This is a genomic window from Allohahella marinimesophila, assembly GCF_039538005.1.
In the GTDB taxonomy this organism is placed as follows: Bacteria; Pseudomonadota; Gammaproteobacteria; order Pseudomonadales; family Oleiphilaceae; genus Allohahella; species Allohahella marinimesophila.
The window spans coordinates 250,038-262,347 of the sequence record NZ_BAABBO010000012.1 but is presented as its reverse complement, the minus strand read 5'-3'; the positions used below and the strand labels follow the sequence as shown (position 1 = coordinate 262,347).

Below are 12,310 nucleotides of genomic sequence, written 5' to 3'. Positions count from 1 at the left end.
GATTAACCAGACGGGACACTAGAAGCATTTTTTAGGCGAAATCCGGGCTCATTCTAAAATGTGCAAGATATGCAAATGGTAAAGCCTCTGCTTTCTTCTTTCTGTACGTATACCATTTAACGCCTGATATGCCGTGGGAGCGAAAGACAATCCAGCTCCAACATATGCGGCGGTGTTGCCGGTCTAGGTTGCAACCATTGATAATCCACTAGGGCGCAGCCTAACCACATAGGGTAAATCAAAGTAACTTGTCGAAAAGCTCTTTCCATCGCTTTATATCACTATCCTCAACGTATTTACTTGGATTCGTTAGAAGCCTTTCTTTGACGCCTAATGCAAGCTTCACTTTCCATCCATGCTCCATAACGAAGCCTTCTCTTTCAGCCCAATTCTTTATTTGAGGGACTATCGGTTTCTTCGGATCGTGCACGTCTTCAAACTCCTGTTCGGCGCGTCGTTCCATTCGGTCGAGCACCAGAATCATCAGGCTAGTGGGTAGTAGATCTTCGATCTCTGTACCTTTGAGGTCGGTAAACACATCGTCAGTTTCTATCACCTTATTCTTTGCATCAGAATAAAGATCACTTTGAAGAGATTTTATTGCTTGCTTCCCAGCCGCGTCACTGTCTAAAAGCACCTTCGGTAGATCGTCATCTCGTCCAGACAAAATTGACGCAATGATCTTTGCCGTCTTGGCACCACCTGAGGGGGGAAAAACTAATTCGGACTTAGGCGCAATCTTCTTCTTGCCGATCAAAATGCTTTTGATAGCGGTGAGGTAATGTTGGTCTGATGGGCCTTCAACGATGATTGGCTGACAGCCTAGAAGCAGGCTTTCTGCTACGGTCAAGTTCAAAGCAGAGTGAACCGCGTAGGTCGCCCCCTTGTCTTTCAGTCCTTTGGCTCCTCTAGTGACTCCCAGGTCGCTTGAAGCCTCTGTACTACCATCTTCTCCCACGAACACTTTTCGAACACGATCTAGACGATCTGCATCGATCATAAATGGCGAGTGGGTTGTAAAAATAAGTTGATTAGTTTCGGCGAGGTTGTTGAAGAACGCTGTTAAATCTCGCTGTGCAAGTGGATGCAAAGAATGTCCTGGTTCGTCAAGAAGCACAATTGCCTCTTGATGGGTATCTTCGCTTTCATAAGTAAAGACTAAAAAGAAGCTCAGGAACCATTGAAGACCAGCGCTCCTGTTCTCTAGTTCGATTTCTTCAGGACGCCGGTCATCCGCGACCAAAATCCGAAAGTAGTTCCCATCGGCAATCAGCCGAAACCGGTAGTTACCTTGCTTCCACCAGTCCGAAAAGCTCTTCGTTAGCTTGGATGATGCGGATTGCAACAATGCCAAGCGCTCACGAAGTTGCTTGTCGTCTTCTTTTATCTCAACGTCAGTTTTATTTGTAACATTTCCCACCTTTTGGCCTTGATGATTTATTCTCTCAACCACGCCTGTCGAACGGGCTAGTTCTAACATTTCTTCAGCACTAAGGCTCACTAGATCAAACAATACTTTTAAAGTCCGAGCCTTTGCAGCTTCTCGCTGCCCCAGATCTTTACGCTCCATGTTCTCAACGACATGTGGCAAATAGATTTGATCGTCAAGATTTCCGTAGTTAGAGTAGTATACGAAATGCGGTAAGCGGTTCTTAAAACGATCCCTTAGGCTTGGCCCCTTATTAGGATCTTCGCCAGTTTCAGCGGGCTTTTCCAATGCTGGATTAAAGGTGTCTGACAATACTACATCTGGAAAACTAGGGAGTTCGAAGCCGTATTGTCCCGCGAAATTTCGCCGAGCAATAATTGTCGTTCCTTCTATGGCTTCGATACCATAGCTGTTTGCAAGTCGAATATCAGATTCGTCCAGTTCAAACTTGCAGTAGATGAACCGATGTGATTCCGGTTCATTGCGCATTTCGGCGTATCGACTACGTGGCATGTCATCAAGAAGGCTAATTTCACCAGCAGCAGTTGGGTTAAATTTCCAAAGCGGTAGTAACAGATTTGTTTTTCCTGCTTCGTTTTCACCAATAAGAGCGGTAACATCGGAAACATCAAGCCAGCCACTATCGGTTACAGATCGGAAGTTGGTTACGCGGAATTGTAATAATTTCATTATATGCCTTATAAAAAATAGAGTGCCGGTAACAGCAGTAAGAAATCTCAGAATTCAGGAGTTATGCCCACTACGACGAAAAAGTAGTAGGCGCGAGCTTGCGAGCGTCCTAATTAGCGCGATCGTTAGATAACTCATTTTCCACGCATGATATCTATTTGCTGCTGGATATGCCCATCAAGCTGCGCAGCGGATTCATCAATTTGTGACCTAATATCTTCTGTTTGCCTCATAAAATCACAATATTTTTTTAACGCCTTATGCTCGTCATCTTCTCTTGAGAGAGACTCAAGTCGCGAACGCCAGCTTGGAATAGGGTCAGCGCTCACTTGCCAGCTATAGTTCTTTATAATCCAGTCAACAAGACCCCCTACCGTTTTTCCTATATACCCGCCTTCATATGCGAAACGCTTTCCTTCATCTGTGAACGCAAATGGCCAGGCTTGAGAGTCGACTACCACTTCATTTCGACTTTTTCTATCTGGCCCATCTTCAGATAAGAACCTGATTGACTCATCCACGGATTCAATAGTTGACCTCATATCCAAAGCCAGATCCGCGATTAGCGATTTACCCATATGAGCCGCAACCTCACGTAATCGAGAATATGCCGCCTGGAATGCTTCTTCCTGATTAAAGCTTCTAGCCTCGCCTAAATATTTTTTGGCACGGTATGAAATTTTGTCCGTGCTTGACCAGCACCATATCGTAGGTTTGTAAGCCGTTAAGATCTCGCAGGCACAGGTAAAGTAAAAAATCGACAGAGAATGCAATATTCCTTCATGTCTAAGACCCTTGTGGTAGGAGGAATTTCTAAATGAATGAAGATTTAAAAGGGATTCACACAGAGCATCATCAAAAAAACCCAACTTACGAGACACTCTCGCTTTACTATCGAAGTTTTGACCTAAGCCTTTTTGAATTAGTTTTGGGTCATGTTTATGGTCACTAAACCTCCCCCACAACTCATTTTGATTCGCGCTGTCCTGTATAAAGCGGTGCAAGGTAAGCTCGACCACATTGTCTACCAGCATCAAAGCAAAACGATCGAAATTCCGGTCGGAAACTGCTAGCTGATCAAGAGCGAGATCTAGTTGGTCAATATTGTCTGAAAGAAACTGAATCATATGCCTCGCTCATCTAAACGCTTCGATCAGTTGCCGCTGCAAGCGGTCGGTTGCAGCGATTTGGGTAAGCCCAGAATTGGCATGAACTGCTGGAGGGAAAGTCTCCTATGGAAAGATTACCGTTCACTGGGTTTCCCCGATTGAACGCTAACCACTAGCGAATGGCAAGGGCCGACCCGCGAGGAGCTGTCTCCGGGGCGCTGGCCGGCATGAATACGCCAGCAAAGCTGCGAGCTGATGAACAAGAACATCATACGTGGCGTAGGCTGCAGGCGAGTCGGTACAGGTCGACGAAGCCGCTTGATCGAACGGCCATCGCATGCAAGATCTATGGCCCGTAGGGCAACCGATACCTTGAATACTGCCAGTGACCGGTTAACCGGTGAAGGTCTAGTGCCCCTGGACCACGGATGGAACGAGCGCTCAGGCTGTGGCCCAAAGCTACGGAAGAGAGCCCTAGATGTGTACTCTGTGAGTGTCTGAGAGCCCAGCGAGACTGAGGATGCAGGCTCTCTCGTTAATGGGTTTGGATCGGCCGCTAGCTCGGACAAAACCATGCCTATCGGGTGCGAGATGGCTCGTTTGGGTTAGATGTTTTGTCGCCTACAGCTTCATTTTTCCTCTTAGCCAGCCTTGGTTCAGAACGGCTATGTCAGGCCCGCTTGCATCTAGGGCTGTCGTGTTGAGGGCTTCTTGCCATCTTTCATAGAGCTCGCCCGCCTTTTCTTTGGGGATAGGCAGCGATTCTCCTGTTGCCTGGACGAGAAAATATCTTTCGTGGTTTTCCCCAAACATATCTGTATACCCCACTCTGAAGTAGACCTGAATATCAGATATCATGCTGATTTTCTCGGTACGGAATATTTGATGCAGGTTTTCCGTTACAGACGAAAAGACTCGAGAATTAGGTATTTCAAGCGTGGTCAATACGCCTGTTTCCGCCGCCACCGAGTAACGGACGGGGCTAAAGAAGTTTTTGACAGGCAACGATGCATGGTGGAGGGCAGGCAGCCTCTTAATGGACTCACCGATGTTTAGCAAGGCAAGCTCCCGGACATGAAGGAACACGAATGGTTGTACGTCAAGGCTGTGGAGCGCGTTGCCAGCGTTCGAAACATGCACCTTTTCTTTCCGGACACCGTCCTTATCTTCAATCAGCTCCCGCGCGAACGTTATTCGCGGAAGGTACTGTAATTTGCTCAGCCGTGTCTGCTCTTTCGCGATCGCAACCTGTTCGGCGGCGGCCGAGGCCTGCGCCTCGGCCGTTCGAAGGGTGGCGGCTGCAATCTGATTGGACTGATAGCTGACATAAATCGCAGCCACACCAACTATGACCCCCGAAAAAATCGTTGCAGCGTGGCTGCATGTTTCTAGAGAACGTCGCCGTTTGGCAAAAAAACCTTCTTTCAAGATAATCCCTCTTGGACTTGTATATCTCCCGCGAGTTTGCACTGCTTCTAGCAATCTGGAGCAGCATTTTGCGGATGGCCTGCAGCGCAGCGAAAATCTAACCCACTATAGCGCTCGTTAATAGCCGAGCCACAGGTAAGCAGCGATGCTAGCCAGTCGAATAAATCATAGCGCATCAGCTGTCACCCAGTTGCCGCCATAATTACTATTTGGTCGGCTTATACTCCTGTTCTGGCAAGCCACCTGGCTAGTTCGGCTCAGCAGCATTCATTCGTCCAATGCGGCCGCTTGTATGGCTAACACTGCACCCCAACGGCCGGGCACGCCGTACTGAGCCGTTGGTGCAAGTTGCCTTGGAGCTCCTGTCGAAACTCTTCCGAAGAGAAATGGCTGTCCGATAATACGATTAATGTCTTCATTCTTGTACAGGGTGAGAACATCGTCCAGCGCCTCTTTTGTCGAACCAATTCACGACAGGTGAGGGGCGGTGGAAATACCCTGGCGGAGCAGCTGAAGCACGGTGTCTATGGTGCGCTCACGCGTGGAGCCTCCAGCACCGTAGGTTATTAGCTGCTGCGCTCAAATAAAAACCATCAGCTAGCGCCGGTGAAGAACGCATTGCATAAACTATGCTCTGAACATCTGCTCGCCGCCCGCAAACACGCTAGCTTCCTATAGCTGCCACCGGCTACGCCGACTTCATCACCAACATCTCGGTAGCCTCCTTGGAAAGCGGTAACTGACACTCCTTAGCGAGACGTCGATGCCGTCAGCGGACAGTGCCGTCATAACTAAATTCAGGCGTTTTTTAATTTTCCCATCCAATGAGACGACAGAAAAAATGCGAACGTCAGATGCCAACCTGCACAACTTTCGCACCGATGCAGTTGAGTCGGCCCATCCAGACGATCGCTTTAGAGAAAAAGACAGTTTGAGCAGATAGCTAGCTCGAATTCCGAATCGAAAAATGGGAGCGAAGGTAACGATGCTGATACATATCTCCCTTCGCGAGTTCCTGCATTAAAATCAGCAAGGAAGCTCGACATAGCCTTCATCCGAACTTCGCCAAGTTGCTCGACACTGCTCAGGGAGTCCCAAAGATAGTCGTCGGCGCGCTGTTGCATCTGAACAATGATTTCCGGGTAAACCTCGTCAATTCGACGGCGGATCTCTTCCACATCGAACTGATACCCGGGGTCACAAGAGATGACTTGGCACCCACGGTCGCTTGCCTCGGCATTGAAGCTGGCGGGTCCATCACCACAACCAAGAATTCGCCTGTTGAGATCGGCTTCCAATAACGCAAACATTGCTCGGTATTATTCGAAAGACCGCCCCCACGGGACTACCTTGGCTAGTTCCAATTTTGACTCTCCTTAGTCGGGATATTATGAACTCTCGTACTCACTAGACGTCCAACCTACCCAATGAACAACTTATACGCCGGGTTTTCTGTCTCGTCTGAATAGGCATAGCCCAAAGCATCAAACGTGGATTGCACAGACGAAGGTTCGTCAGCCGGAACCTGCACGCCCACGAACACTCGGCCAGCGTCAGCGCCATGATTCCGGTAGTGGAAGAGGGTGATGTTCCAGTGCCTGCCCAATTGATTGAGAAAGTCCGCCAATGCCGCGGGGTGCTCTGGAAACTCCACCCGAAACACCTGCTCGCGCGGCACCGGTCCGGCATGTCCACCAACGGTATGTCGAACGTGGAGCTTGGCCAGCTCATTGTCCGTTAGATCAATCACGGGATAACCTTGCTCGCGCAAACGCTGCACCAGCGCATCTCGAGGGTCCCAGTCTGGATGGGTCTGCACACCGATGAACACATGTGCCTCTTTGTCGGTGTGAAACCGGTAGTTGAACTCAGTGATCTGACGACGGCCCAGCGCATTACAGAATGCCTTGAAGCTACCCGGTCGCTCTGGAATGGTTACCGCCAGGATCGCCTCCCGCCTTTCGCCCAGTTCCGCACGCTCCGCCACGTGGCGTAGTCGATCAAAGTTGACGTTGGCACCGGAGTTGATAGCGACCAACACCTGATCACGACAACCCTCTCGCTCGACATACTTCTTTAGCCCAGCCACTGCCAGGGCACCTGCTGGCTCGGTGATCGAGCGGGTGTCGTCGTAGATAGTCTTGATCGCCGAGCACAGCTCGTCGGACGTCACCGTGATCACTTCGTCCACATAGCGCCGACATAACTCAAAATTGTGAGCCCCGATCTGCGCCACTGCGACGCCGTCTGCAAACGCGCCGACCTTTGGTAAAACCACCCGCTCACCCGCTGCCATCGCCTGCTGACAGCAGTTGGAGTCGTTGGGCTCGACCCCGATGACCCTGACCTCGGGTCGTAGATATTTCACGTAGGCAGCCACGCCCGCAATCAGACTGCCGCCACCGACGGGTACAAAAATCGCATCGAGCTGGCCCGGCTGTTGACGAAGAATCTCCATCGCCACCGTGCCCTGACCTGCAATGACATCGGGATCGTCAAAGGGCGGTATAAAGTCGTAGCCGGTTTCCTCGGCGAGCTTCAGCGCATGGGCCAGGGCTTGAGGGAAAGCGTCGCCATGTAACACGGCCTTGCCGCCACGCGAACGCACCCCGTGCAACTTAAGCTCCGGCGTTGTGACCGGCATGACGATGAGCGCCTCGATACCCAGCCTCTTCGCTGCCAATGCCAGACCCTGAGCATGGTTACCCGCTGACGCAGTGATCACACCGAGAATCTTTTTCTGCCGGTTGAGGCGAGCCAGCTTGGTGTAAGCGCCTCGAATCTTGAAAGAAAATACCGGCTGAAGATCTTCACGCTTCACGAGTACCCGATTGCCGAGGCTCAAAGACAGACGATCCGCACTTTGGAGCGGTGTCTCGATGGCAACGTCATAGACCGGAGCGGATAGGATGCTGGTAACGTACCGCTTCAGCAGCAGATCCGGCTCAGCTCGCTTTGTCGTCGTCGGCTTACAGCCATCACTGAGAGAATCGGGTCCGCCGCTGAGCGGCTTGGCGTTCGTGCTATGTGGATCTAGAAGGGTGGTCATAGTTGCTCCTGGTTCTATTTAGGCCCAGGAGACAAATCGAAAAACCCGCCTCTTGGGCGGGTTTTGGGTAGATGTGAGCTAGCCCGCCATGGTGAGAATGACGGTCATAATCATTGCGCTGTTGAAGAAATTTGGGTGCGACATGCCAATAATCTAACGGTGGTGGCCGGTGCGGGTCAAGCGGCGCGGGTGCAATAGAGAGACTCTCGGCGCAATTACGCTGACCTGTCCGAAACCACCCTCGTCCAAATCAAGTACACGGCGACGGTTAATACTGCGATCACGTTCTCGTTTGGCAACAGGAAACATATATTTTTGTAACGCCCATATTGAAAGTCAGGGGCCAGATTATACTTGAGACGAGCGGCAACCATTTCTCTGAAACCCGGGCCCTTGTCTGGGTTTTACCTACGCGCCGTAACTGTAGTATTCGGAGCTTGCATGGGGTTCATTAAACCCGCCAGACCCTGGTGGGGCGCTTTGGTGGCCGTATTCTGGGCCCTGTTGAACCACAATGTTGCCCTGGCGGAAAGCCCGGTGCTGCCGCAGCTCAACTGGGCCGAGGTGGTCCGCGACAAACCCTATGCGGACAGCCAGGGCGTCTATGACAACGTGATGACCGTCAGGCGCTGGATACTGACCCGGTCCGGTCACTGTACCCATGAGAACCGTCATGTGCTGTTCGATAGGCGTGGCACCTTTCTGAACTATATCGACGACGCCATCGATTCCGTGGAAACGCAGCTTCGATTAAATGCCACTCGTCAGGACATGGTCCGGGAAGGGCGAGTTCACGCCTGGGTGGAAGGTAATGCCAGCACCCTCGGCTATCCCTTCGCGATCCGGTGTCATCAGCCCAATGTGGACCTGCCCCTGGCCATCAAACGCTATATGGGGGAGCATCCGGACGGGCGCCTCACGGGCACCTGGGACGGGATCACAGTTGGCACGGCGACAAAGCAGGTCTCGATCCATGACACCCTCTACGCGGTGTATCAACGTCGGGCCCAGCAAAAACGGATCAGTCTCCCCATCAACCTGCTGCCGGACCTGGCGGGCATTCTTATCATCGAAAGTGGCGGCGTTAGGGAAGCCAGGTCCAATGCGAAGGCGCGCGGTATCCTGCAACTGACTCCCCTGGTCTTGAAGGACTGCGGTGTGCCCACGAATAAGCACCTGCATCGCATTGCCCAGATTGACTGCGCCCTCTGGTTGTTCGAACGCAATCACCGCATGTTGCAAGGCCCTTTCCTGGCGCGCTTTGGCCACTTACCTGTGGAAAAGCAGGAACAGCTCTATCGGCTTATCCTGATTCAGGCCTATCACGGCGGCCCTGGCCGCATCCGGTCGCTGCTGGTGGATGAAGAATACAGCAAACCCGCCCAATATTTTGCCGACAACCATGAGCACTTCAGCGCCGGTGATATTTCTTTCGGCATGGTATTTCACAACCTGGGCCGCAACCGTCTCGGCTTCGCGTCACTGTATTACACGGCGGATACCCGGATTGCCGCGCAGCTGTTGGAATCCATAGGAAACAAGAACCTTGATGTTCTGCCAGGCAGGGAGGTCCCGCCACAGGCCCCCAACGCCGTCGCCGCGCTCCAGAAGTAGCGCACTCAGCCCTGCACTGCCACCATATCTCGCGGCACCTTCCAAGCCGTTAGCTTCCGGCCTCTTTAATCCGGGATCGTCTAACACTGCCGCTATTGCGCCCAATGGGTCTAACAACGCGCTGGTGTTCAGGCTCGAAGGGCGCAAGATGGGGAGTGAAGTTTACGGGGCAGGGAGATAGCGATGACGACCTTAGAGCACGCAGCGATCGACACCTTCAGAGGGGAACTTGGTGGCCCCGTATTCGAGCCCACAGATGACGGCTACAACGAGGCCCGTCAGATCTGGAACGCGATGATTGACCGGAAGCCGGCGCTGATCGCTCGATGCCTGTCAGCGGACGATGTGGTGGCCGCGGTCAACTTCGGGCGTGAGCAGTCCATGCTGATTTCGGTCAGGGGAGGGGGCCACAACATCGCGGGCAATGCTGTATGCGATGATGGCCTGATGATTGACCTGTCATACATGAAGGACATTGATATCAATGTCGAGAACCAGCGTGCCTACGTAGGCCCTGGTTGTCGGCTCGCAGATTTTGACGCGGCCGCACAGGCACACGGACTGGCGACGCCCCTCGGCATCAACTCCACGACCGGTGTCGCAGGCCTGACCCTGGGCGGCGGCTTTGGCTGGCTCAGTCGCAAGTTTGGCATGACCGTCGATAACCTGATCTCCGTCGATATGGTGACCGCTGACGGGCGGCAGAGACACGCAAGTGCCACAGAGAATGCTGACTTGTTCTGGGGCACGCGGGGCGGTGACGGCAACTTCGGTATCGTCACACGCTTCGAGTTTAAGCTGCACCCCGTGGGGCCGGAATTGTTGAGTGGTCTGATCGTTTTTCCGTTCGACCAGGCCCGGGCGGTACTGACTCAATTCGCGCGTTTCACTGAGAACATGCCCGACGAGCTCAACGTCTGGCTCGTGATGCGCCAGGCGCCACCGCTGCCATTCCTGCCCGAGTCTGTTCATGGAAAGCGGATTGTCGCCCTGGCGATCTGCTATGCCGGGGATCCCGAAGAGGGCGAAAAACTGATCGCACCCCTGCGCTCATTCGGCGACGCACACGGAGAGCATGTCGGTGTTCAGCCCTACGTCGACTGGCAGCAGGCCTTTGATCCACTGCTGGCAGACGGTGCGCGCAATTACTGGAAGTCTCACAACTTCGTCAAACTCACGGACGATGTGATTCGGGTGGCGCTGGAGTACGGAGAGAAGCTGGCATCACCCCACTGTGAGATCTTTATCGCCTCTATTGGTGGCCAGACCGGCAGGGTAGCGGAAGACGCCATGGCCTACTCCAGCCGTGACGCAAACTATGTCATGAACGTGCATGGCCGCTGGGACACGTCCGGGGAAGACGATCACTGTCGCCAGTGGGCACGCGCATTCTTCGAGGCCGCCAAGCCCTACGCCAGCGGTGGCGCCTACATCAATTTCCTGTCGAATGACGAAACCGACCGGGTCGAGTTCGCCTACGGTGCGGCCTACAAACGGCTGGTGGAGATCAAGCAGAAGTACGATCCGGAGAACCTGTTCCGGGTGAATCAGAATATTCGTCCATACTGAGCCGCGAAGCGGCGGAAAAGCGGTCGCTGTGGGCCGATTGTTATGTTCTCCCTGAGGCGCTAGAATGTGTATGTAAGGCTGGATCCATACACATAGGTGCAACATGAGAACGAATATTGTCATTGACGATCAGTTGATGGCCGAAGCCCTCAAGGCCTCCGGCTACGAAACCAAAAGAGAGGCCGTTGAGCAAGGTCTGAAACTGCTAGTCCAGCTGAGCAAGCAGCAGGAACTTCGAAAGTTGCGAGGCAAAATCAAGTGGGAAGGCGACCTGGATGAAATGCGGAGTAGTCGATGATACTGGTGGATACCAGCGTCTGGATCGACTATTTCAACGGGACCGCTAACCCACATACTGATCTGCTGGATGCCTCGATAATCCAAGGGTCTGTCGCTATCGGCGACCTCATATTTCTCGAAATCCTGCAAGGCATCCGCAACGACAAACAATACCACCAGACCAAACAAAGCCTGCTCGCGCTGGATCAATATGAGATGTTTGGCAAAGATATGGCAGCCAAGTGCGCCGACAATTACCGAGCGCTTCGAAAAAGGGGCATCACAATCAGAAAGACTGCCGACGTGATCATCGCGACATTCTGTATAGAGAAGGCGCTACCCCTGCTGTTTCTGGATCGCGACTTTATCCCTTTTGTTGAGCACCTTGGGCTTGAGCCCGCCCTACGAGAAACATAACGGCTTATCTGCATTTCCGAGTGATTGATGAGGGCGATGGTCGTGACATCGGCTACGATCAGCAGGGTAAAGGAGCAATCATGGCTGCATTCGATTTTGAGCAATTGGTCTTTTCCGGCGGCGGTATCCGGTGTTTTTGGCATGGCGGATTCCTGGCCGCAGCGGGCGATGCACTGGCCCTGAAGCCGGAACGGATATCGACGGTCTCGGGCGGAGCCCTGTCGGCAGCTGCGTGGATAGCGAATCGGGAACGGGCTTTGCTGGATGCGATGGTGAATGCGTTTGCCAACAACGATTTGCGGTGGACGCACTCGATTGGGCTGGAGGGGAAGCGCGTCGATATGCGCCAGGCTGCCCGTGATGGAAAACTGATTGACTTGATTTGTGCAGCCGCAACCATTCCCCCCGTATTCGATGTGCCAGAGTGGAATGGCTTGCGTGTGCTGGATGGCGGGATATTCGACAAAGCGCCGCTGCCGAAACCGGATATCGGTAACACGCTGCTTCTTCTGACTTCGCGCTACCGCAATTTGCCGCGCATTGACCGACGCACCTATATTCAGCCAAGCGAAGAAGTGGCAGCAGACAAAATCGACTTCTCGGATAAGTTGAAGGTCGAGGATACCTGGGCGCAAGGGGAGCGTGATGGGAAGGCCTGGGTGGCCCGCAACGGGTAGCTCGAAAAATCTATGGCCGACGCCGGTCCAACCCCTAGCGCGGACTCAA

General features: G+C 52.9%; 10 protein-coding genes. 5 read left to right on the top strand and 5 right to left on the bottom strand.

All coding sequences use genetic code 11. The features are described from left to right. Positions 1-238: 238 nt before the first annotated feature. From ABD735_RS15030 to ilvA, 5 genes are all read right to left on the bottom strand, one after another. Positions 239-2,119, bottom strand: coding sequence for an AAA family ATPase (locus tag ABD735_RS15030; protein WP_344807854.1), 1,881 nt, complete (start codon positions 2,117-2,119; stop codon positions 239-241). Between the two features lie 134 nt (positions 2,120-2,253). After that, positions 2,254-3,246 (bottom strand): hypothetical protein, encoded by a 993-nt coding sequence (locus ABD735_RS15025; protein WP_344807852.1) that lies wholly within the window; start codon positions 3,244-3,246, stop codon positions 2,254-2,256. A gap of 603 nt (positions 3,247-3,849) precedes the next feature. Then, positions 3,850-4,656 carry a hypothetical protein gene (locus tag ABD735_RS15020; protein ID WP_344807850.1) on the bottom strand — a complete coding sequence of 269 codons (807 nt, stop codon included), beginning with the start codon at positions 4,654-4,656 and terminating at the stop codon, positions 3,850-3,852. A 914-nt stretch (positions 4,657-5,570) separates the two neighbouring features. Continuing rightward, positions 5,571-5,966 (bottom strand): hypothetical protein, encoded by a 396-nt coding sequence (locus ABD735_RS15015; protein WP_344807848.1) that lies wholly within the window; start codon positions 5,964-5,966, stop codon positions 5,571-5,573. A gap of 110 nt (positions 5,967-6,076) precedes the next feature. Further along, a complete protein-coding gene (ilvA, locus tag ABD735_RS15010) occupies positions 6,077-7,705 on the bottom strand; it encodes a threonine ammonia-lyase, biosynthetic (protein ID WP_344807846.1) in 1,629 nt (542 codons plus the stop codon). A 441-nt stretch (positions 7,706-8,146) separates the two neighbouring features. Between ilvA and ABD735_RS15005 the strand changes: the two genes are divergently transcribed. The 5 genes from ABD735_RS15005 to ABD735_RS14985 all read left to right on the top strand — a co-directional run bounded on the left by ABD735_RS15005 (position 8,147) and on the right by ABD735_RS14985 (position 12,261). Next, the gene (locus ABD735_RS15005; protein ID WP_344807844.1) at positions 8,147-9,319 is read left to right on the top strand and encodes a transglycosylase SLT domain-containing protein; all 1,173 of its coding nucleotides are present in this window, start codon (positions 8,147-8,149) and stop codon (positions 9,317-9,319) included. A 183-nt stretch (positions 9,320-9,502) separates the two neighbouring features. Beyond that, positions 9,503-10,888 (top strand): FAD-binding oxidoreductase, encoded by a 1,386-nt coding sequence (locus tag ABD735_RS15000; RefSeq protein WP_344807842.1) that lies wholly within the window; start codon positions 9,503-9,505, stop codon positions 10,886-10,888. 103 nt (positions 10,889-10,991) lie between these two features. After that, on the top strand, positions 10,992-11,186 hold the full coding sequence (locus ABD735_RS14995) for a type II toxin-antitoxin system VapB family antitoxin (RefSeq protein ID WP_344807840.1): 195 nt from the start codon (positions 10,992-10,994) through the stop codon (positions 11,184-11,186). Next, complete coding sequence (gene vapC / locus ABD735_RS14990; protein WP_344807838.1) at positions 11,183-11,584, top strand: type II toxin-antitoxin system VapC family toxin; 402 nt, start codon at positions 11,183-11,185, stop codon at positions 11,582-11,584. Before ABD735_RS14995 ends, vapC begins: the two co-directional genes overlap by 4 nt. Positions 11,585-11,604: 20 nt before the next feature. Further along, positions 11,605-12,261 (top strand): patatin-like phospholipase family protein, encoded by a 657-nt coding sequence (locus ABD735_RS14985; protein WP_344807836.1) that lies wholly within the window; start codon positions 11,605-11,607, stop codon positions 12,259-12,261. Positions 12,262-12,310: the final 49 nt, after the last annotated feature.